This window comes from Micrococcus sp. HSID17227 (assembly GCF_003989405.1).
In the GTDB taxonomy this organism is placed as follows: Bacteria; Actinomycetota; Actinomycetes; order Actinomycetales; family Micrococcaceae; genus Micrococcus; species Micrococcus luteus.
Map to the genome: position 1 here is coordinate 25,002 of NZ_RBLN01000002.1, position 18,560 is coordinate 43,561.

The following is an 18,560-nucleotide window of genomic DNA, read 5'->3' on the forward strand; positions in this document are numbered from 1 at the left end:
CCATGGCGATCGGCACCAAGGATCTGAACGTCGAGTCCCTGGACGGGATGGACAACGCCCGCCTGCTGGAGGCCCTGAAGTCCTCCAAGGAGGAGCTGTTCAACCTGCGCTTCCAGGCCGCCACCGGTCAGCTGGACAACGCCAGCCGGCTGAAGGCCGTCAAGCGTGACATCGCGCGCATCTACACGATCCTGCGCGAGCGCGAGCTGGGCATCCGCGGCGATGTCGCCGCCGAGGCGCAGGCCGAGAAGAACGAGGAGGCTGCCAAGTGACCGAGCAGACCCCGGCCGTCTCCGAGGAGCGCGGCTACCGCAAGGCCCTCCGTGGCATCGTCGTCTCCGACAAGATGGACAAGACCATCGTCGTCGAGGTCGAGGACCGCAAGAAGCACTCGCTCTACGGCAAGGTGCTGAAGACCTCGAAGCGCGTGAAGGCGCACGACGAGGACAACACCGCCGGCGTGGGCGACCGCGTCCGCCTCGCCGAGACCCGCCCGCTGTCCGCCTCCAAGCGGTGGCGCCTGGTGGAGATCGTCGAGCGCGCCAAGTGATCGACCCGGCCCCCTGAGGGCCGGCGACGCAGAGGGCCGCCCCGTGCACTGGCACGGGGCGGCCTTGTGCGTTAGACTCTGATATTCGTGCGCCCTCTCGTTGGCAGGACCATCCATCCTGTGTGCCGAGGGCCGCGCACGCCGATCCCGGATCCGCCTCGGCCCTGCCCTGCGCGCCCCTCCGCTCTCGACCTCCCCGACGCTGTCTGAACACGCGTCGCCGGGGGACGACGGCGGGCGGCCCGCCTCGGGGGAGGGGTAAGCGTCCCGGGATGCCCGTTCAACCGTTCCGCAAGGCTCGCCCATCGTGGGGGAGAACCGGCGCGACGCTAGGAGAGACAAGTGATCCAGCAGGAGTCGCGGCTCAAGGTCGCCGACAACACCGGTGCGAAGGAAATCCTGACCATCCGTGTTCTCGGCGGTTCCGGACGCCGCTACGCAGGCATTGGCGACACCATCGTCGCCACCGTGAAGGACGCCATCCCCGGCGGCAACGTCAAGAAGGGCGACGTCGTCAAGGCCGTGGTGGTCCGCACCCGCAAGCAGTCCCGCCGTCCCGACGGCTCGTACATCAAGTTCGACGAGAACGCGGCGGTCATCCTGAAGACCGACGGCGAGCCCCGTGGCACGCGCATCTTCGGCCCCGTGGGTCGCGAGCTGCGTGACAAGAAGTTCATGAAGATCGTGTCGCTCGCCCCGGAGGTGATCTGACCTCATGGCCAAGATCAAGAAGGACGACCTCGTCCAGGTCATCAGTGGCAAGGACAAGGGCAAGCAGGGCAAGGTCCTGCGCGTGTTCCCGGCGGATGAGCGCGTGCTCGTCGAGGGCGTGAACCGCGTGACCAAGCACCTGCGCGCCGGCCAGGACAACAACGGTTCCACCGAGGGCGGCCTGCAGGTCGTCGAGGCCCCGATCCACATCTCGAACGTGGCCGTGGTGGACCCGGAGACCAAGAAGCCGACCCGTGTGGGCTACCGCTTCGAGACCGTCGAGAAGGACGGCGTGAGCAAGACCGTGAAGGTCCGCTTCGCCAAGGCCTCGGGGAAGGAGCTGTGATGACCGAGGTGCAGCAGACCGAGAAGGTCACCCCGCGTCTGAAGACCAAGTACCGCGACGAGATCCGCGGCGCCCTGCAGGAGCAGTTCCAGTACGGGAACGTCATGCAGGTGCCGGGTCTCGTGAAGGTCGTCGTCAACATGGGCGTCGGCGAGGCCGCCAAGGACTCCAAGATCATCGACGGCGCGGTCGCCGACCTCACCGCCATCACCGGCCAGAAGCCGATGATCACCAAGGCCCGCAAGTCCATCGCGCAGTTCAAGCTGCGTGAGGGCATGCCCATCGGCACGCACGCCACGCTCCGTGGCGACCGCATGTGGGAGTTCCTGGACCGCCTGGTCACGCTCGCGCTGCCGCGCATCCGTGACTTCCGCGGCCTGTCCGACCGCCAGTTCGACGGCAACGGCAACTACACCTTCGGCCTGTCCGAGCAGACCGTGTTCCACGAGATCGATCAGGACAAGATCGACCGCGTGCGCGGCATGGACATCACCGTGGTGACGACCGCCAAGAACGACGACGAGGGCCGCGCGCTGCTCAAGGCGCTGGGCTTCCCGTTCAAGACCGACCAGTAAGACCTCCACGCCACAGGTCCTCCACCGGTGAACCGGTGGCGGAAACCACGGCGAGAAAGGGCGTGAAGCCCACATGACCATGACCGATCCCGTCGCAGACATGCTGACCCGTCTGCGCAACGCAAACTCGGCCTACCACGACACCGTGTCCATGCCGTCCTCGAAGCTGAAGACTCGCGTCGCCGAGATCCTCAAGGCCGAGGGCTACATCCAGGACTGGCGCGAGGAGGAGGCCGAGGTCGGCAAGAAGCTGACCATCGACCTGAAGTTCGGCCCGCAGCGTGAGCGTGCGATCGCCGGCCTGCGCCGCATCTCCAAGCCGGGCCTGCGCGTGTACGCGAAGTCCACGAACCTGCCCCACGTGCTGGGCGGCCTCGGCATCGCCATCCTGTCCACCTCCTCTGGTCTCCTCACGAACCAGCAGGCCGCCAAGAAGGGCGTGGGCGGAGAAGTCCTCGCCTACGTCTGGTGACGGGCAAGACGGAAGAAAGGCTGAACTGACATGTCTCGAATCGGACGTCTCCCGATCACCATCCCCGCCGGCGTCGATGTGACCATCGACGGCGACCGCGTCTCCGTGAAGGGCCCCAAGGGCCAGCTCGAGCACTCGCTGCCCACGCCCATCACGGTCACCCTCGAGGAGGGGCAGGTCACCGTGGCCCGCCCCGACGACGAGCGTGAGTCCCGTTCCCTGCACGGTCTGACCCGCACCCTCATCAGCAACATGGTCGAGGGCGTGACCAACGGCTTCTCCAAGCAGCTCGAGGTCGTCGGCACCGGCTACCGCGTGCAGGCCAAGGGCCAGGACCTCGAGTTCGCCCTGGGCTACTCCCACCCCGTCCCGGTGAAGGCGCCCCAGGGCATCACCTTCACGGTGGAGGGCAACAAGGTCACCGTCGCCGGTATCGACAAGCAGCAGGTCGGCGAGACCGCCGCCAACATCCGCAAGCTGCGCCGCCCCGACCCGTACAAGGGCAAGGGCGTGCGCTACGCGGGCGAGCAGATCCGCCGCAAGGCCGGAAAGGCAGGTAAGTGATGTCTACTCTGAAGGTGAAGGGCAAGGGCAAGTTCAACGCCCGCACCCGCCGCCACCTCCGGGTGCGCAAGCGGATCTCCGGCACCACCGTCCGTCCCCGCCTCGTCGTCAACCGCTCTGCACGGCACATGTTCGTGCAGGTCGTGGACGACACGCAGAGCCGCACGCTCGCGTACGCCTCCACCATGGAGGCCGACGTGCGTGCGCTCGAGGGCGACAAGACGGCCAAGGCCAAGCGCGTGGGCGAGCTCGTCGCCGAGCGTGCCAAGGCGGCCGGCATCGAGGCCGTGGTCTTCGACCGCGGCGGCAACAAGTACCACGGGCGCGTCGCGGCCGTGGCCGACGGTGCGCGAGAGGGTGGGCTGCAGCTGTGACCGAGAACATCAACCAGAAGGACACTCAGGTGACCGAGAGCACCGAGACCACCGTCTCCGAGACCGGGTCGGGCTCGGCGAGCCAGACCACCGAGCGCGCCACCGGTGGCCGCGGCGGTCGCGACGGCGGCCGCGGTGGCCGTGACGGCGATCGTCGTGGCGGCCGTCGCGACGACCGCAACCGTCGTGGCGCCCAGGACGACGAGAAGGACCAGTTCCTCGAGCGCGTCGTGGGCATCAACCGCGTCTCCAAGGTCGTCAAGGGCGGCCGCCGCTTCTCCTTCACCGCCCTCGTGGTGGTGGGTGACGGCGACGGCACCGTCGGCGTCGGCTACGGCAAGGCGAAGGAGGTCCCCGCCGCGATCCAGAAGGCCGTGGAGGAGGCCAAGAAGTCCTTCTTCCGCGTCCCCCGCGTCGGCTCCACCATCCCGCACCTGGTGCAGGGTGAGGACGCCGCCGGCGTCGTGCTGCTCCGCCCGGCCTCCCCGGGTACCGGCGTGATCGCCGGCGGTCCGGTGCGCGCCGTGCTCGAGTGCGCCGGCATCCACGACGTGCTGTCCAAGTCCATGGGCTCCGTGAACGCGATCAACATCGTGCGCGGCACCGTGGACGCACTCAAGAAGCTGGAAGAGCCCCAGGCCGTCGCCGCCCGCCGCGGCAAGGCCCTGGACGAGATCGCCCCCCATGCGATGCTGCGCACCATGGAGAACGATCGCGCCCAGAAGAGCGCGAAGGCAGGTGCGTGAGCCGTGTTTGAGCCCACCCGCAAGAACATCCAGCCCTCGGACGCCACCCTGGTCATCACCCAGACCCGCGGCGTCACGGGCTCCAAGCAGAACCATCGGGACACCCTGCGCTCGCTGGGCCTGAAGCGGATCGGCCACCAGGTCACCCGCAAGGCCGATGCGGTGACGGTCGGCATGGTCAACACCGTGCCGCACCTGGTGTCCGTGGAGGAGGTCAACAATGGCTGACAACGACGCCATCAAGGTCCACGACCTGCGTCCGGCCCCCGGTGCCAAGACCGCCAAGACCCGCGTGGGTCGCGGTGAGGCGTCGAAGGGCAAGACCGCCGGTCGCGGCACCAAGGGCACCAAGGCCCGTTACCAGGTCCGTGCGGGCTTCGAGGGCGGCCAGCTGCCCCTGCAGATGCGTCTGCCGAAGCTCCGCGGCTTCAAGAACCCGTTCCGCACGGAGTACCAGGTCGTGAACCTGGACAAGCTCTCCGCGCACTTCCCCGAGGGCGGTGAGGTCACCGTGGACGCGCTCGTGTCCAAGGGCCTCGTCCGTCGCGGTCAGCCCGTGAAGGTGCTGGGCACGGGGGAGATCACCGCGGCCGTGCAGGTGAAGGCGAACGCCTTCTCCTCGTCCGCCGTGGAGAAGATCCAGGCCGCCGGCGGGTCCACCGAGACCCTCTGACACGCCGACCCATCGACCGAGGGCCCTGGCCCGGAGCAGGAGCTCCGGACCAGGGCCCTCGGTCCGTCCGTGTAGACTCGCACAGCGGCCGCCCCGGTGTGGCCGCCGTCTCGTGCCCCGCCCCGCGGCCGGCGCGCGCCCCACAGGACCACCGCAGGAGGACTCGTGCTCAAGGCCATCGCCCGGATCGTCCGGACGCCTGACCTGTTGCGGAAGATCGCCTTCACGCTCGGGCTCATCGCCGTCTACCGGATGGGCGCCTTCGTGCCGGCCCCCGGGGTGGACTACCCGGCGGTGCAGCAGTGTCTGGCAGCGGGCAACGCCCAGGGCGGCCTGTACTCCTTCGTGAACATGTTCTCGGGCGGGGCGCTCCTGCAGGTGTCCGTCTTCGCGCTCGGCATCATGCCCTACATCACGGCGTCGATCATCGTGCAGCTGCTGCGGGTGGTGATCCCGCGCTTCGAGCAGCTCCACCAGGAGGGCCCGCAGGGCCAGGCGACGCTGACGCAGTACACCCGCTACCTGACCCTCGCCCTCGCCCTGCTGCAGGCGACCACGATGGCCTCGCTGGCCCGCACCGGGGCCCTGCTCGGATGCAGCCTGCCGCTGCTGCGCGACGGCTCCATCCTCACGGTGCTGCTCGTGGTCATCGCCCTGACCACCGGATGTCTCATCGTCATGTGGTTCGGCGAGCGGATCACCGAGAACGGCGTGGGCAACGGCATGTCCCTGCTGATCTTCACCTCCATCGCGGCGGGCTTCCCGGCCGGCCTCGGCCAGGTGGTCCAGACGCAGGGCTGGCGCGTTTTCGCGATCGTCATGGGGATCGGCCTGCTCACCATGCTGGCCATCGTCTTCGTGGAGGAGTCGCAGCGCCGGATCCCGGTCCAGTACGCCAAGCGGCAGATCGGCTCGCGGACCGTGGGCGGGTCGAGCACCTACATCCCGGTCAAGGTGAACATGGCCAACGTCATCCCGGTCATCTTCGCCTCCTCCGTGTTGATGCTCCCGGGCATCCTCATCCAGTTCAACACGCCGCAGGACGGCAGTGCGCCGGCCCCGTGGATCACGTGGCTGAGCCGGTACTTCGGCTCCGGCGACCACCCGGTGTACATGGCACTGTACTTCCTGCTCATCATCGGCTTCACGTACTTCTACGTGTCCATCACGTTCAACCCGGTGGAGATCTCGGACAACATGAAGCGCTATGGCGGCTTCATCCCCGGCGTCCGCGCCGGACGGCCCACCGAGCGTTACCTGCAGTACGTCATCAGCCGCATCACGTTCGTGGGCGCCCTCTACCTCGGTATCGTGGCCATGATCCCGCTGATCGCCTTCGCGGTGATCGGCACCAGCCAGAACTTCCCGCTCGGCGGCACGTCCATCCTCATCATGGTGGGCGTCGGCCTCCAGACCGTGAAGCAGGTCAGCGCACAGATGGAGCAGCGCCACTACGAGGGCCTGCTGCGCTGAGCCCCGACCCGATCCCGCAACGCCGTCCGTATCGACAGTGAGGAACACACGATGACCCGCATGCTGCTCATGGGCCCTCCCGGTTCCGGCAAGGGCACCCAGGCCACTCGGATCGCCGACAAGCTGGGGATCGTCCCGATCTCCACCGGTGACATCTTCCGCCACAACGTGAAGTCGATGACGCCGCTCGGCGTCGAGGCCAAGAAGTACATCGACAACGGCGACTTCGTCCCCGATGAGGTCACGAACCGCATGGTCGCGGACCGCATCGCCCAGGCCGATGCGGAGCACGGTTTCCTGTTGGACGGCTACCCGCGCACGAAGGGCCAGGTCGAGGCGCTGGACGCCATGCTCGCCGAGTCCGGCCTGTCGCTGTCCGCCGTCGTCGAGCTGGAGGTGCCCGACGAGGAGCTCGTGGAGCGTCTGCTCAAGCGTGCCGAGATCGAGGGCCGCGCGGACGACACCCAGGAGGTCATCGAGCACCGCCTGGACCTGTACCACCGCGAGACCGAGTCCGTCATCCAGGAGTACGTGGAGCGCGGCATCGTCGCCCGCGTGGACGGCACCGGGCAGATCGACGACGTCACCGAGCGCCTGCTGCAGGCCGTGTACTCCGTGCGCGCCGCCACGGGCTCCCTGCCCGTGATCCAGCCGGGCGCGGAGTCCTGACCCCGTGATCGGCCGCCGCTCGCTCGAGCTCAAGACCGCCCCCCAGCTGCAGGCCATGCAGCGCGCGGGGGTGGTCCTGTCCGAGGCCCTGGACGCCACGTTGGCTGCGGCCGCGCCGGGCGTCACCACCGCGGAGCTGGACGCCGTGTTCGCGGGCGTGCTGGCCGAACGCGGTGCGACCTCCAACTTCTTGGGCTACTACGACTTCCCGGCCTCGATCTGCACCTCGGTCAACGACGAGGTCGTGCACGGCATCCCCGGGGACCGGGTCCTGCAGACCGGCGACGTGCTCAAGGTCGACGGGGGCGCGATCGTGGATGGCTGGCACGCCGACTCGGCCCGCACGGTGATCCTGGGCTCCTCCGAGGCCGGCACCGCAGACCCGGCCGACGAGCGCCTCTCGGCGATCACGCGGGAGGCACTCTGGGTCGGCATCGCGGCCTTCGCCTCCGCCACCCACGTCGGGGACATCGGGGACGCCATCGACGACTTCGTCTCCGCGCAGCCGGGTGAGGAGCTCGGCATCCTCGAGGAGTACGTGGGGCACGGCATCGGCTCGGCCATGCACCTGCCGCCGGACGTGTTCAACTACCGCACCGGCCACCAGGGGCCCAAGATCCGCCCCGGTCTGGCGCTCGCCATCGAGCCGATGCTGGTGCGCGGCTCCATCGACACCAAGGTGCTCGAGGACGACTGGACCGTGGTGACCCTCGACGGCGCCCGCGCGAGCCAGTGGGAGCACTCGGTCTGTCGGCATGACGGCGGCCTGTGGGTGCTCACCGCGCCCGACGGCGGCGCCTCCGAGCTCGCCCGGTTCGGCGTGGTCCCGGTTCCGCCGGGGGAGTGAGGGGGCCTGATCTGCCGGCCGTCCGTCCCGCCCGTCCGGCGGGCCGGGCGGCCGTCGTCGTCCGTGCTGGTTCTCAGACCGAGAATGCGGTATCATCGAACGTTGTTCGTGTGCGCGCACTCGTGTGCGCCCGCGAGCAGACCCGTTCCCGCCCCCTGACCGGCCCTCCGTGGCCGTGACCGGGGCATGACGATTGTGGAGGACATGGCTAAGAAGGAAGGTGTCATCGAGGTCGAGGGCACGGTGTCGGAGGCATTGCCGAACGCGATGTTCCGGGTCCGTCTGCAGAACGAGCACGTCGTGCTCGCCACGATCTCCGGAAAGATGCGTCAGCACTACATCCGCATCCTCCCCGAGGATCGCGTCGTGGTGGAGCTTAGCCCGTACGACCTCAACCGGGGTCGGATCGTGTACCGATACAAGTAAGAACCCCCGTCCAAGCGAGCGCAGGAGGAAGAGCCGTGAAGGTTCAGCCGAGCGTGAAGCGGATTTGTGACAAGTGCCAGGTCGTGCGCCGTAAGGGCCGCGTGCTGGTGATCTGCTCGAACCCGCGCCACAAGCAGCGCCAGGGCTGATCGCCTCCCCGGGAGCCCGGGGAGCGACGCCGTCGCGTTGACCACACCACCCACCGGCCATCAGGCCGAACAGCAGGGACAGCGGTCCACCCCGTGAGGGGAGGGCCCCCACCTCCGGCCGCAGGGGCCGGAGACCGACGACGGCGGACGCCCGCCGCGGAGCACGCCGGATCTTCCCCGGCGCCGCGACGACGGGTCCGCGTGGCCGAGTGCCGCGTCGTACGGGACGTCCCTGGTGCAGACCCCTGCTGCAGAAGAACAGGAGGACGGCCACATGGCTCGTCTTGCAGGCGTTGACATTCCGCGCGAGAAGCGCGTGATCATCGCACTCACGTACATCTACGGTGTGGGCAAGACCCGCGCTGAGGAGACCCTCGCCGCCACGGGCATCGACCCGAACGTCCGCGTGAAGGACCTCTCCGACGAGCAGCTGGTGCAGCTGCGCGACCACATCGAGGGCAACTACAAGGTGGAGGGCGACCTCCGCCGCGAGGTGGCCGCCGACATCCGTCGCAAGGTGGAGATCGGCTCCTACGAGGGCCTGCGCCATCGCCGCGGTCTGCCGGTGCGCGGCCAGCGCACGAAGACCAACGCCCGTACCCGCAAGGGCCCCAAGAAGACGGTCGCCGGCAAGAAGAAGTGATCCTGCACCGGCGGTGACCGCGTCCACGTCCGGACGCCCCGCCTGCAGCATCAGCACCAGCAGCTTTCCCGGAGGAGAATCACATGCCCCCCAAGACTCGCGCATCGGCTGCCCGCAAGCCGCGTCGCAAGGCCAACAAGAACATCACCGTGGGCCAGGCCCACATCAAGAGCACGTTCAACAACACCATCGTGTCCATCACGGACACCACGGGTGCCGTCATCTCCTGGGCCTCGTCCGGCGAGGTCGGCTTCAAGGGATCGCGCAAGTCGACCCCGTACGCCGCGCAGATGGCCGCCGAGCAGGCCGCCAAGCGTGCGCAGGAGCACGGCATGAAGAAGGTGGACGTCTTCGTGAAGGGTCCGGGCTCGGGCCGCGAGACCGCCATCCGCTCCCTGCAGGCCGCCGGCCTCGAGGTGGGGTCCATCCAGGACGTCACCCCCATGGCCCACAACGGCGCTCGCCCGGCGAAGCGCCGCCGCGTCTGACCTGAGCGCTGTGTCCGCGTCCGTCCCCGCCCGGGGCGGGCGCGGACAGGTCTGCGGACCTGCCCCCACCCCGTCCTCGTTTCCACCCACCGCGTGCGTCATATGGCGGACGCTCGCCGAAAGGAAATGTCCGTGCTCATTGCACAGCGCCCCACGCTGACCGAAGAGGTCGTCTCCGACCGTCGTTCCCGGTTCGTCATCGAGCCCCTGGAGCCCGGCTTCGGCTACACCCTCGGCAACTCCCTGCGCCGCACTCTGCTCTCGTCGATCCCCGGTGCTGCCGTGACCAGCATCCGCGTGGACGGCGTGCTGCACGAGTTCAGCTCCGTCAACGGAGTCAAGGAGGATGTCACCGAGATCATCCTCAACATCAAGAAGCTCTCCGTCTCCTCGGAGAACGACGAGCCCGTGGTGGCCTACCTGCGCAAGCAGGGGGCCGGCGTCGTCACCGCCGCGGACATCACCGCGCCGGCCGGCGTCGAGATCCACAACCCGGACCTGCACATCGCGACCCTGAACGCGAAGGGCAAGTTCGACATGGAGCTGACCATCGAGCGCGGTCGCGGCTACGTGACCGCCGCCCAGAACAAGTCCGCGGACGCGGAGATCGGCCGTATCCCGGTCGACTCCATCTACTCGCCGGTCCTCAAGGTGACCTTCAAGGTCGAGGCCACCCGTGTGGAGCAGCGCACCGACTTCGACCGTCTGATCCTGGACGTGGAGACCAAGGAGAACATGCTGCCGCGTGACGCGGTGGCCTCTGCCGGCTCCACCCTGGTCGAGCTGTTCGGCCTGGCCCGCTCGCTCAACGTCGAGGCCGAGGGCATCGACCTGGGTGACGAGCCCGAGGTCGTCGAGGGCTCCGCCGACCTGGCCCAGCCGATCGAGGAGCTCGAGCTCACCGTGCGCTCGTACAACTGCCTCAAGCGCGAGGGCATCCACACCGTGGGCGAGCTCGTGGGCCGTTCCGAGGCCGACCTGATGGACATCCGCAACTTCGGCGCGAAGTCCATCGACGAGGTCAAGGAGAAGCTCCAGGAGCTGGGCCTGTCCCTCAAGGACTCGCCGGCCGGCTACGACCCGCAGGCGCACGCGCGCCAGATGGACGACGACCCGTTCTCGGACTTCTGAGCCGATTCCGCACCACCTGACATCTTCGACCCGACGCCGCAGCCGGCTGAAGGGTCCCACCCGAGGAGAAACACCATGCCTACCCCCACCAAGGGTCCGCGTCTGGGCGGCAGCCCGGCCCACGAGCGCATCATGCTGGCGAACATGTCCGCCCAGCTGTTCGAGCACAAGTCGATCACCACGACGCTCACCCGCGCCAAGCGCCTGCGCCCGTACGCCGAGCGCCTGATCACCTTCGCCAAGAAGGGCGATCTGCCGGCCCGCCGCAAGGTGCAGGGTCTCATCGCCGCCAAGAACCGCACTAACAAGGCGGTCGTGCACGAGCTGTTCACCGTGATCGGCCCGGCGATGGCCGAGCGCAACGGCGGCTACACCCGCATCACCAAGATCGGCAACCGCCAGGGCGACAACGCGCCCATGGCCGTGATCGAGCTGATCATGGACCCGATCTCCGGCAAGCAGGCCGTGGTGCGTGAGGCCGAGCAGGCCGCCGCGTCCGCGCCGGCCGCGCCGGCCGAGTCCACCCCGGTGGAGGCCGTCGACCCGGCCGCCACCGAGGAGGTCACCGTGGCCGAGTCGCAGGAGGCCGCCGCCGAGATCGACGGCGCCGTGCCCACCAACGAGGACGGCTCGGCTCCGGCCGAGGCCACCATCAAGGGCAACGCCAGCTCGAAGAAGTACCACGTCCCCGGCTCGCGCTGGTACGACCAGACCACCGCCGAGGTCTGGTTCTCCACCGTCGAGGAGGCCAAGGCCGCGGGCTTCGAGCCCGCCGGTGGCGAGGCCGCCCAGAAGATGGCCTGACGCCATCGCGTGAGTCCGCGTCCGTCCCCGTGACGACGCCCCGGCGAGGGCCGTCCACCACCCGGTGGGCGGCCCTTCGCCGTCCCCGGCCCCGCCCCGACCCGCTTGAGGAGCAGCATGAGCGAGCAGCACCGCCCGGACGTCCCGCCGGCACCCGGGGATCCCGCATCCGTGCGAGTCCGCCTGGACCTGGCCTACGACGGCGGCGCCTTCCACGGCTGGGCTCGCCAGCCCGGTCTCGACTCGGTCCAGGGTGCGCTGGAGGACGGGCTCGAGCGGATCCTGCGCCGGCCCGTGCGCACGGTGGTCGCCGGCCGCACCGACGCGGGGGTGCACGCGCGCGGCCAGGTCGTCCACCTCGACCTGACCGAGACGGAGTGGGCGGGCCTGACCCGCGGCCGGCCCGGCCTGGAGCCGGCCACCTCCCTCACCCGCCGCCTCGGCGGGGTGCTCTCCGGGTGGGGCGGGGCCGTCGTCGTGCACGGGGCGCGGCGGGCTCCCGCGGGCTTCGACGCGCGGTTCAGCGCGCTGTGGCGCGAGTACGAGTATCGGATCGACGACGCTCCCACCGCGCGTGATCCGCGCACGCGGGGCTTCACCCACTGGCACGGCGCCGCCCTGGACGATCGCCTCATGGCCCTGGAGGCCGACGCCGTCCTCGGACTGCACGACTTCCTGTCCTTCTGCCGGCCCCGCGAGGGCGCCACGACCATCCGCGAGGTCCAGCACCTGGAGGTGCGACGCGATGAGGACGGCGTCGTGGGCATCCGGATCCGGGCCGACGCGTTCTGCCACAACATGGTCCGGGCGATCGTCGGGGCGCTGCTGCAGGTGGGGGAGGGGGCCCGCGAGCCCGGCTGGCTCGCGCACCGGGTGGCGAGGCCGGCCCGCGACTCCGAGGTGCGCCTCGCCCCGCCCGGGGGGCTGACGCTGCTCGCCGTCGGCTATCCCGACGAGGCGGAGGAGCTGCGCCGGCGCGCCGAGGGCACCCGGGCGAAGCGGACCCTGTGAGCCGGGGTCGCCCGCGGCGGCGGCTTTTGGCTCCGGGGCCCGCGTTCGGTAGGATGGGTGGACGTTGCGCATGCCCGCACCCGGATGCGTCGTGCCGCGAGTGGCTCAGTTGCATGGCCTTCAGCTCGCGCCGCACCCCCGGGGCATCGGGCCCGGACGCCTTCCAGCCCTCACCTGGGGGACCGGCGCGCACGGAGAACTGACAGCGCGAGCGCGCCGGAATCACGACCCGGCGGGCAGGTGCTGTGGACCACCACCGACCCTGAAGGCAGACAACGTGCGTACGTACTCTCCCAAGCCTGGTGACGCCGACCGTCAGTGGCACATCATCGATGCCACCGACGTCGTCCTCGGCCGCCTGGCCTCCCACACCGCCGCCCTCCTGCGCGGCAAGCACAAGCCGACGTTCGCCCCCCACATGGACATGGGCGACTACGTCATCATCGTGAACGCCGAGAAGGTCGCCCTCACCGGCGCCAAGCTCGAGAAGAAGCGCGCCTACCGCCACTCGGGCTACCCGGGCGGCCTGAAGTCGCAGTCCTACGCCGAGCTGCTCGAGACCAACCCGGTCCGCGCCGTGGAGAAGGCCGTCAAGGGCATGCTCCCGAAGAACTCGCTGGCCGCCCAGCAGCTCTCCAAGCTGAAGGTGTACAAGGGCGCCGAGCACCCGCACACCGCCCAGCAGCCCCAGACCTTCGAGATCGGCCAGGTCGCCCAGTGACCCCGGCGGGCCACTGACGCAGACCTTCCCTGAGGAGAACCATGAGCATCAACGAGAACGACGACGTGGAGCTGACGAGCTACACCTCTGAGTCCACCGCCACCGCCGAGGCCCCCGTCGCCTCCGAGCGCCCGGCCCTGACCGTGCCCGGCTCCGCCGTCGGCCGCCGCAAGGAGGCCGTGGCCCGCGTGCGCCTCGTCCCCGGCTCCGGCCAGTGGACCATCAACGGTCGCGCCCTGGAGAACTACTTCCCGAACAAGCTGCACCAGCAGGAGGTCTCCGACCCCTTCACGCTGCTGGAGCTGACCGGCGCCTACGACGTGATCGCCCGCATCCACGGCGGCGGTCCCTCCGGCCAGGCCGGTGCGCTGCGCCTGGGCATCTCCCGCGCCCTCAACGAGATCGACCGCGAGCACAACCGCCCGGCGCTCAAGAAGGCCGGCTTCCTGACCCGTGACGCCCGCGTCATCGAGCGCAAGAAGGCCGGCCTCAAGAAGGCCCGCAAGGCCTCGCAGTTCTCGAAGCGCTGATCCTGCGCCGCACGGTGTCCCCACCGTGCCCCCGCCGACGCCCCGTCCCGCTCCTCACGAGCGGGGCGGGGCGTTCGCCGTCTCCGTGGGCCGGCGGCACCTGACCCAGAGGCAAAACGATGACGCATGGCGACGACGCCTGACGGGCCGCTCGCCCGTCCGGTGCGCGGTCCGGTCGAAGACACCCTCAGGAGCCGCCGTGGCCGAGAACATGAGTCCTACGCCTGACCCCGCACCCGTGGCGAGCACGGCGTGGAGCACGCCGCGCAGGACCCCTTCGCCGTGACCCGTGACGACGCCGCCGAGGTGGACGAGATCCGGGAGCTCGGCCGCACGCTCGGCGGGGAGAAGAAGACCCCACCCCGGACCCGCAGGCCTGGCGTGAGGGCTACCCGTACAAGCCCAAGCTCAGCCTCAAGAGCGACGAGCGACGCAAGCGTGAGCTGCAGATCGAGCTGCTGAAGATGCAGCTCTGGGTCAAGCAGACCGGCCAGAAGGTCCTGATCATCGTCGAGGGCCGCGACGCCGCCGGCAAGGGCGGCGCCATCAAGCGCTTCAACGAGCACCTCAACCCCCGCGGCGCCCGGACCGTGACCCTGGAGAAGCCCACGGAGGAGGCCCCGCAGTGGTACTTCCAGCGCTACATCCAGCACCTCGAGTTCATGCGCGAGACCCCTGAGCTGGAGCGCATGCTCGTCAACTCCGGCGTGCACATCATCAAGTTCTGGTTCTCCGTGTCCCAGCGTGAGCAGCTCAATCGCTTCGCCGCGCGGGAGACCGACCCCGTGCGTCGCTGGAAGCTCTCGCCCACCGACCTGGCCTCCCTGGACAAGTGGGACGACTCCACGAACGCGAAGGAGGCCATGTTCTTCTACACGCACACGGCCGACGCCCCGTGGACCGTCGTGAAGTCGAACGACGAGAAGCGCGCCCGCCTCGAGGCCATCCGCCATGTGCGGCACACGCTGCCCTACCCGGACAAGGACGAGCGCATCGTCCACCGCCCCGCCCCGCAGGTCTGCGGCCCGGCCAACGAGCTGGCCGAGTACGGGGAGGTCTTCGGCGGATCGTTCCCGCGCGTGCGCTGACCGGGCCGCACACGACGGCGCCCCTCATCTTCCGGTGAGGGGCGCCGTCGTGTGCGGGGCGGGTGCGGGTTCAGCCGCGCTCCTCCTCCAGGTACTCCGGGGTGACGTGTGCGTCGTCGAAGAGGTTGTCCGCCCCGAAGTCCTCCGAGACGTGGTACTCGCCCGAGGCCAGGGAGAGGCGGACGTCCTCGCGCAGGATCGGCAGCTTGGCGTAGAACGCGTCGCCGCAGCAGCTGGTGGCGGTGACGTCGCGGTGGCCGATGATGCGGGACGGCGGCAGCTCGTACTGCTGGCAGATGTAGGCGGCGAGCGGCACCAGGCCGGCGTAGAGGCTCTGCGGCGGCGGGTTGAGCATGTACAGCCCCTCGCACTCGATGCCGAGCGCATACGCGTTGAAACCGAGCGCGTGGACGCCGAGCATGAACGTCTGTCCGCCCTCGAGCGCGTGCCGGGAGCCGTGGCGGCCCTCCATCGCGAAGCCGCCGCGGGAGACGGTGAAGTGCTGCCCGGTGTCGCCCCAGTCGTTCGCGGAGCCCATGTGCGCGTTCTGGATCACCTGCGCGATGCTCTCCGCCGCCTCCCGGGAGCCGTCCGTGACGTTCGGAGTGGTGGTGTGGTGGATCACCAGGTAGGAGGGGCGCTCGTTCAGGGTCTGCAGGTAGTAGTTGGGCTGCATGGCGCCCCACTGCGCGGTGGTGATGATGTCCGGGGCGGGCAGGCGGGTGGCCTGCTCGTCGCCCTCCGAGCTCTGCTCGGCCTGCTCATCACGCCCGCAGCCGGCCACGCCGGCGGCGATCGCCAGGCCCGTGCCGCCCAGCACGCTGCGGCGCGTCCAGGAACGGGAGGGCGGGGGCGGGGTCACGTCGGGCATGGATCGAGGTCCTTCGGGTTCGGGGCGGGGCCTCCCGGGCGGGTGTGAGCGGACGGGCGCGCGGCCGCGGGGGCTCGACCGGTTCGATGCTACCGCCCCCCGGCCCGTTTCGTGACCCTCCCGTGATGCAGGCCGCAGGGGTGGCCCCTACACTGACTGATCATGTCGAGATTGTTCGGAACCGATGGCGTCCGTGGCCTGGCCAACGAGACCCTCACCGTGGAGTTGTCCGTCCAGCTGGCCCAGGCCGCCTCGCCCGTCCTCGGCGCGGAGGCCTTCGACGCCGGCCGACGCCCGGTCGCCGTCGTGGCCCGGGACCCGCGCATCAGCGGTGAGTTCATCGCGGCCGCCGTGCAGGCGGGCCTGGCGTCCTCCGGCGTGGACGTGTGGGATGCGGGTGTGCTGCCGACCCCCGCCGCCGCCTATCTCGTGGGGGACCTGGACGCCGACTTCGGTGTGATGATCTCCGCCTCCCACAACCCGGCCCCGGACAACGGCATCAAGTTCCTCGCGCGCGGCGGCGAGAAGCTGACCGACGCGCAGGAGGACGAGATCATCCGTCACCTCGAGGGCGTGACGCCGCGGCGGCCCCAGGGCGCGGACGTGGGCCGCGTGCGCGTCTTCGCGGATGCCGAGGACCGCTACGTCCTCCACCTCCTGCAGACCCTCCCGCACCGGCTGGACGGGCTCAAGGTCGTCCTGGACTGCGCACACGGCGCGGCCGCCGGCTGCTCGCCCGAGGCGTTCCGCGCCGCCGGCGCGGAGGTCGTGGTGATCGGCGCGTCCCCGGACGGGCTCAACATCAACGACGGCTACGGCTCCACCCACCTCGAGAAGCTCCAGGCGGCCGTGCGCGAGCACGGCGCGGACCTGGGCATCGCGCACGACGGCGACGCCGACCGGTGCCTCGCCGTGGACGAGCGCGGCGAGGTCGTCGACGGCGACCAGATCATGGGCGTCATGGCCGTGGCCCTCAAGGACCGCGGCGTCCTGCGGGATGACACCCTGGTCGTGACCGTCATGTCCAACCTGGGCCTGAAGCTGGCCATGGGCCGGGAGGGCGTCCAGCTCGTCGAGACCCAGGTGGGCGACCGCTACGTCCTGGCCGGCATGAAGCTCGGCGACTACTCGCTCGGCGGCGAGCAGTCCGGCCACGTGATCTTCTCGGACCACGCCACCACCGGTGACGGTGTCCTCACCGGCCTGCAGCTCGCCTCGCGCGTCGCCGAGACCGGCACCCCGCTCTCCGAGCTGGCCGCGGTGATGGACCGGCTGCCCCAGGTCCTCGTGAACGTGCGCGGCGTGGACAAGTCCCGCGCCGCCGAGGACGAGGCCGTCCAGGCGGCGGTGGCCGAGGCGGAGGCCCGCCTCGGCGAGACCGGCCGCGTGCTGCTGCGCCCGTCGGGCACGGAGCCGGTCGTGCGCGTCATGGTCGAGGCCCCGGACGAGGAGACCGCCGGCCGGGAGGCCCAGGTGCTGGCCGACGTCGTGCAGCGCGAGCTGCGCCTGCACGACTGACCGGACCGATGACGTCGGACGCGGCCCCCCGGCCCCGCCGCTGGACCCTGTTCGCGGGGCTGCTCGCGGGGCTGGCGGTCCTGTGGTCGGCCGCGTTCCTCGCCGTGGACGCGCCCGTGTGCGCGCGGCAGAGCGCCCCCGTGGAGTGGTTGCCGTGCCTGGATCCGGACCGGCAGGACTCGGAGGTCGCCCCGGACGCCGGGTCCAGCGCGGACCGGACGACGTCGCGGCCCTGAGGGCACGGCCCCCGCGCTGCCGAGGGCATGAAGGAAGGGCCCGGGGCGACTCGTGTGAGTCGTCCCGGGCCCTTCGGCGTCGGACAGGGGGAGATCAGAGGGTGGTGGTCCCGGAGGTGGGGCCGCCGCGGCGCTCGGCGAGCAGGTCGCGGATCTCGGTGAGCACGGCGACGTCGGCGGCCACCTCCTCCTCGGCGGGGTCGATGCCGAGGCGGCGGTTGCGGGCCTCGATCATCTTGTTCATCGGCATCACGATGGCGAAGTACACGGCCGCGGCGATGAGCAGGAAGTTGACGATCGCGGTGAGCAGCACGCCGAACTTCACGTCGTTGCCGTTGACCGTCAGCACGGCGAACGAGTCGAAGTTCGGCGAGCCCACGGCGGCGGCGATGAGCGGCATGAGGACCGCCTCGACGAGCGCGTTCACGATCTTGCCGAAGGCGGCGCCGATGATGACGGCGACGGCAAGGTCGAGGACGTTGCCCTTCATGATGAAGTCTTTGAATCCCTGGAGCATGGGGAGAATCCCACGTGTCACGAAGGCGGCGCGGTACACCGTCGAGCGAGTCGTGCGTCTCAGTCCGCGTAGTCCGGCGCCGGCGGCAGACCCCGCGCGGTCTCGAGGACGCCGCCGGCCGCCTCGACCCGGGCCGCCTCCGCGGACCCGACGTAGCGCAGATGCCAGGGCTCGTGGGCGAAGCCCGTCACGTCCTCGGCTCCGGCGGGATAGCGGATGACGAACCCGTACTCGGCGGCGTGCGCGGCCACCCAACGGCCCGCGGCGGTGTCGCCGAAGCACGCTTCCAGGTCACACGCGGGGGTCGCGGCGTCGCCCACGTCCCAGGCCAGGCCGGTCTGGTGCTCGGAGTACCCCGGACGAGCGGAGACGCGGTCGGCCTCGGCGTGGCCCAGCTCGTCGACCCAGTGGCCGTACGTCCGGACCT

At 70.1% G+C, this 18,560-nt stretch carries 28 protein-coding genes and 1 pseudogene; 26 read left to right on the forward strand and 3 right to left on the reverse strand.

Translation table 11 applies throughout. The features are described 5' to 3' along the window. Positions 1–2: 2 nt before the first annotated feature. The 24 genes and pseudogenes from rpmC to D8M29_RS00470 all read left to right on the forward strand — a co-directional run. Positions 3–272 (forward strand): 50S ribosomal protein L29, encoded by a 270-nt coding sequence (gene rpmC / locus D8M29_RS00355; protein ID WP_036317766.1) that lies wholly within the window; start codon positions 3–5, stop codon positions 270–272. Then, the gene (rpsQ, locus tag D8M29_RS00360) at positions 269–550 is read left to right on the forward strand and encodes a 30S ribosomal protein S17 (RefSeq protein ID WP_036317768.1); all 282 of its coding nucleotides are present in this window, start codon (positions 269–271) and stop codon (positions 548–550) included. Before rpmC ends, rpsQ begins: the two co-directional genes overlap by 4 nt. A gap of 342 nt (positions 551–892) precedes the next feature. Next, a complete protein-coding gene (gene rplN, locus D8M29_RS00365; protein WP_002857487.1) occupies positions 893–1,261 on the forward strand; it encodes a 50S ribosomal protein L14 in 369 nt (122 codons plus the stop codon). Positions 1,262–1,265: 4 nt separating this feature from the next. After that, a complete protein-coding gene (gene rplX, locus D8M29_RS00370; protein ID WP_036317770.1) occupies positions 1,266–1,607 on the forward strand; it encodes a 50S ribosomal protein L24 in 342 nt (113 codons plus the stop codon). Next, positions 1,607–2,182: a 50S ribosomal protein L5 gene (rplE, locus tag D8M29_RS00375; RefSeq protein ID WP_036317773.1), complete on the forward strand. Its 576-nt coding sequence runs from the start codon at positions 1,607–1,609 to the stop codon at positions 2,180–2,182. Before rplX ends, rplE begins: the two co-directional genes overlap by 1 nt. Positions 2,183–2,255: 73 nt before the next feature. Continuing rightward, entirely contained in the window at positions 2,256–2,654 is a 399-nt protein-coding gene (gene rpsH / locus D8M29_RS00380) for a 30S ribosomal protein S8 (RefSeq protein WP_002857494.1), read from the forward strand. Positions 2,655–2,684: 30 nt separating this feature from the next. Next, positions 2,685–3,218: a 50S ribosomal protein L6 gene (rplF, locus tag D8M29_RS00385; protein ID WP_036317775.1), complete on the forward strand. Its 534-nt coding sequence runs from the start codon at positions 2,685–2,687 to the stop codon at positions 3,216–3,218. Continuing rightward, on the forward strand, positions 3,218–3,592 hold the full coding sequence (rplR, locus tag D8M29_RS00390) for a 50S ribosomal protein L18 (protein ID WP_002857498.1): 375 nt from the start codon (positions 3,218–3,220) through the stop codon (positions 3,590–3,592). Before rplF ends, rplR begins: the two co-directional genes overlap by 1 nt. After that, positions 3,589–4,338 carry a 30S ribosomal protein S5 gene (gene rpsE, locus D8M29_RS00395; protein WP_002857500.1) on the forward strand — a complete coding sequence of 250 codons (750 nt, stop codon included), beginning with the start codon at positions 3,589–3,591 and terminating at the stop codon, positions 4,336–4,338. The genes rplR and rpsE overlap by 4 nt, the downstream gene beginning before the upstream one ends. A gap of 3 nt (positions 4,339–4,341) precedes the next feature. Continuing rightward, positions 4,342–4,566, forward strand: a complete 225-nt coding sequence (gene rpmD / locus D8M29_RS00400) for a 50S ribosomal protein L30 (protein ID WP_002857502.1) — start codon at positions 4,342–4,344, stop codon at positions 4,564–4,566. After that, complete coding sequence (gene rplO / locus D8M29_RS00405) at positions 4,559–5,011, forward strand: 50S ribosomal protein L15 (RefSeq protein WP_002857504.1); 453 nt, start codon at positions 4,559–4,561, stop codon at positions 5,009–5,011. Before rpmD ends, rplO begins: the two co-directional genes overlap by 8 nt. A 165-nt stretch (positions 5,012–5,176) precedes the next feature. Further along, the gene (gene secY, locus D8M29_RS00410; RefSeq protein WP_012751035.1) at positions 5,177–6,484 is read left to right on the forward strand and encodes a preprotein translocase subunit SecY; all 1,308 of its coding nucleotides are present in this window, start codon (positions 5,177–5,179) and stop codon (positions 6,482–6,484) included. 51 nt (positions 6,485–6,535) lie between these two features. Then, a complete protein-coding gene (locus tag D8M29_RS00415) occupies positions 6,536–7,153 on the forward strand; it encodes an adenylate kinase (RefSeq protein ID WP_127434965.1) in 618 nt (205 codons plus the stop codon). A 4-nt stretch (positions 7,154–7,157) separates the two neighbouring features. Further along, positions 7,158–8,000 (forward strand): type I methionyl aminopeptidase, encoded by an 843-nt coding sequence (map, locus tag D8M29_RS00420; protein ID WP_127434964.1) that lies wholly within the window; start codon positions 7,158–7,160, stop codon positions 7,998–8,000. 204 nt (positions 8,001–8,204) lie between these two features. Further along, positions 8,205–8,426, forward strand: coding sequence for a translation initiation factor IF-1 (gene infA / locus D8M29_RS00425; RefSeq protein ID WP_010080397.1), 222 nt, complete (start codon positions 8,205–8,207; stop codon positions 8,424–8,426). Between the two features lie 35 nt (positions 8,427–8,461). Then, on the forward strand, positions 8,462–8,575 hold the full coding sequence (gene rpmJ, locus D8M29_RS00430; protein ID WP_002857509.1) for a 50S ribosomal protein L36: 114 nt from the start codon (positions 8,462–8,464) through the stop codon (positions 8,573–8,575). 274 nt (positions 8,576–8,849) lie between these two features. Further along, complete coding sequence (gene rpsM / locus D8M29_RS00435; RefSeq protein WP_073116801.1) at positions 8,850–9,218, forward strand: 30S ribosomal protein S13; 369 nt, start codon at positions 8,850–8,852, stop codon at positions 9,216–9,218. Between the two features lie 83 nt (positions 9,219–9,301). Then, positions 9,302–9,706: a 30S ribosomal protein S11 gene (gene rpsK / locus D8M29_RS00440; protein WP_002857513.1), complete on the forward strand. Its 405-nt coding sequence runs from the start codon at positions 9,302–9,304 to the stop codon at positions 9,704–9,706. Positions 9,707–9,838: 132 nt separating this feature from the next. Beyond that, positions 9,839–10,837 (forward strand): DNA-directed RNA polymerase subunit alpha, encoded by a 999-nt coding sequence (locus D8M29_RS00445; protein ID WP_063188724.1) that lies wholly within the window; start codon positions 9,839–9,841, stop codon positions 10,835–10,837. A 75-nt stretch (positions 10,838–10,912) separates the two neighbouring features. Beyond that, positions 10,913–11,641 (forward strand): 50S ribosomal protein L17, encoded by a 729-nt coding sequence (gene rplQ, locus D8M29_RS00450; RefSeq protein ID WP_041103274.1) that lies wholly within the window; start codon positions 10,913–10,915, stop codon positions 11,639–11,641. A gap of 117 nt (positions 11,642–11,758) precedes the next feature. Then, entirely contained in the window at positions 11,759–12,652 is an 894-nt protein-coding gene (locus D8M29_RS00455) for a tRNA pseudouridine(38-40) synthase TruA (protein ID WP_063188719.1), read from the forward strand. 277 nt (positions 12,653–12,929) lie between these two features. Further along, positions 12,930–13,373: a 50S ribosomal protein L13 gene (gene rplM / locus D8M29_RS00460; RefSeq protein ID WP_036337972.1), complete on the forward strand. Its 444-nt coding sequence runs from the start codon at positions 12,930–12,932 to the stop codon at positions 13,371–13,373. A 41-nt stretch (positions 13,374–13,414) separates the two neighbouring features. Further along, positions 13,415–13,903, forward strand: a complete 489-nt coding sequence (gene rpsI / locus D8M29_RS00465) for a 30S ribosomal protein S9 (RefSeq protein ID WP_002857521.1) — start codon at positions 13,415–13,417, stop codon at positions 13,901–13,903. Positions 13,904–14,182: 279 nt separating this feature from the next. Then, positions 14,183–14,991: pseudogene (locus tag D8M29_RS00470) on the forward strand (polyphosphate kinase 2); the annotation flags it as partial. 70 nt (positions 14,992–15,061) lie between these two features. Here the strand turns inward: D8M29_RS00470 and D8M29_RS00475 are convergent. Beyond that, the gene (locus tag D8M29_RS00475) at positions 15,062–15,862 is read right to left on the reverse strand and encodes a peptidoglycan recognition family protein (RefSeq protein WP_063190069.1); all 801 of its coding nucleotides are present in this window, start codon (positions 15,860–15,862) and stop codon (positions 15,062–15,064) included. A 162-nt stretch (positions 15,863–16,024) separates the two neighbouring features. Between D8M29_RS00475 and glmM the strand changes: the two genes are divergently transcribed. Together glmM and D8M29_RS00485 are read left to right on the forward strand one after the other, a co-directional pair. Then, positions 16,025–17,380, forward strand: a complete 1,356-nt coding sequence (gene glmM, locus D8M29_RS00480) for a phosphoglucosamine mutase (protein ID WP_029248315.1) — start codon at positions 16,025–16,027, stop codon at positions 17,378–17,380. 8 nt (positions 17,381–17,388) lie between these two features. Beyond that, positions 17,389–17,616 (forward strand): hypothetical protein, encoded by a 228-nt coding sequence (locus D8M29_RS00485; protein ID WP_010080407.1) that lies wholly within the window; start codon positions 17,389–17,391, stop codon positions 17,614–17,616. 94 nt (positions 17,617–17,710) lie between these two features. Here the strand turns inward: D8M29_RS00485 and mscL are convergent, their stop codons facing one another. Both mscL and D8M29_RS00495 read right to left on the reverse strand, forming a co-directional pair. Then, positions 17,711–18,133, reverse strand: coding sequence for a large conductance mechanosensitive channel protein MscL (gene mscL / locus D8M29_RS00490; protein ID WP_044659423.1), 423 nt, complete (start codon positions 18,131–18,133; stop codon positions 17,711–17,713). Between the two features lie 59 nt (positions 18,134–18,192). Continuing rightward, positions 18,193–18,560, reverse strand: a 368-nt coding sequence (locus D8M29_RS00495; RefSeq protein WP_148111507.1) for a D-alanyl-D-alanine carboxypeptidase family protein, incomplete at its 5' end; no start/stop codon positions are given.

Coding starts and splice junctions, on each gene's coding strand:
- infA (WP_010080397.1), top strand. CDS start 8,205: ATGGCTAAGAAGGAAGGTGTCATCGAGGTCGAGGGCACGGTGTCGGAG.
- rpsH (WP_002857494.1), top strand. CDS start 2,256: ATGACCATGACCGATCCCGTCGCAGACATGCTGACCCGTCTGCGCAAC.
- glmM (WP_029248315.1), top strand. CDS start 16,025: ATGTCGAGATTGTTCGGAACCGATGGCGTCCGTGGCCTGGCCAACGAG.
- D8M29_RS00455 (WP_063188719.1), top strand. CDS start 11,759: ATGAGCGAGCAGCACCGCCCGGACGTCCCGCCGGCACCCGGGGATCCC.
- D8M29_RS00475 (WP_063190069.1), bottom strand. CDS start 15,862: ATGCCCGACGTGACCCCGCCCCCGCCCTCCCGTTCCTGGACGCGCCGC.
- rpsK (WP_002857513.1), top strand. CDS start 9,302: ATGCCCCCCAAGACTCGCGCATCGGCTGCCCGCAAGCCGCGTCGCAAG.
- rpsI (WP_002857521.1), top strand. CDS start 13,415: ATGAGCATCAACGAGAACGACGACGTGGAGCTGACGAGCTACACCTCT.
- rpsM (WP_073116801.1), top strand. CDS start 8,850: ATGGCTCGTCTTGCAGGCGTTGACATTCCGCGCGAGAAGCGCGTGATC.
- rplE (WP_036317773.1), top strand. CDS start 1,607: ATGACCGAGGTGCAGCAGACCGAGAAGGTCACCCCGCGTCTGAAGACC.
- mscL (WP_044659423.1), bottom strand. CDS start 18,133: ATGCTCCAGGGATTCAAAGACTTCATCATGAAGGGCAACGTCCTCGAC.
- rplQ (WP_041103274.1), top strand. CDS start 10,913: ATGCCTACCCCCACCAAGGGTCCGCGTCTGGGCGGCAGCCCGGCCCAC.
- rplX (WP_036317770.1), top strand. CDS start 1,266: ATGGCCAAGATCAAGAAGGACGACCTCGTCCAGGTCATCAGTGGCAAG.
- D8M29_RS00415 (WP_127434965.1), top strand. CDS start 6,536: ATGACCCGCATGCTGCTCATGGGCCCTCCCGGTTCCGGCAAGGGCACC.
- rplF (WP_036317775.1), top strand. CDS start 2,685: ATGTCTCGAATCGGACGTCTCCCGATCACCATCCCCGCCGGCGTCGAT.
- D8M29_RS00485 (WP_010080407.1), top strand. CDS start 17,389: ATGACGTCGGACGCGGCCCCCCGGCCCCGCCGCTGGACCCTGTTCGCG.
- rplR (WP_002857498.1), top strand. CDS start 3,218: ATGTCTACTCTGAAGGTGAAGGGCAAGGGCAAGTTCAACGCCCGCACC.
- rpmC (WP_036317766.1), top strand. CDS start 3: ATGGCGATCGGCACCAAGGATCTGAACGTCGAGTCCCTGGACGGGATG.
- rplO (WP_002857504.1), top strand. CDS start 4,559: ATGGCTGACAACGACGCCATCAAGGTCCACGACCTGCGTCCGGCCCCC.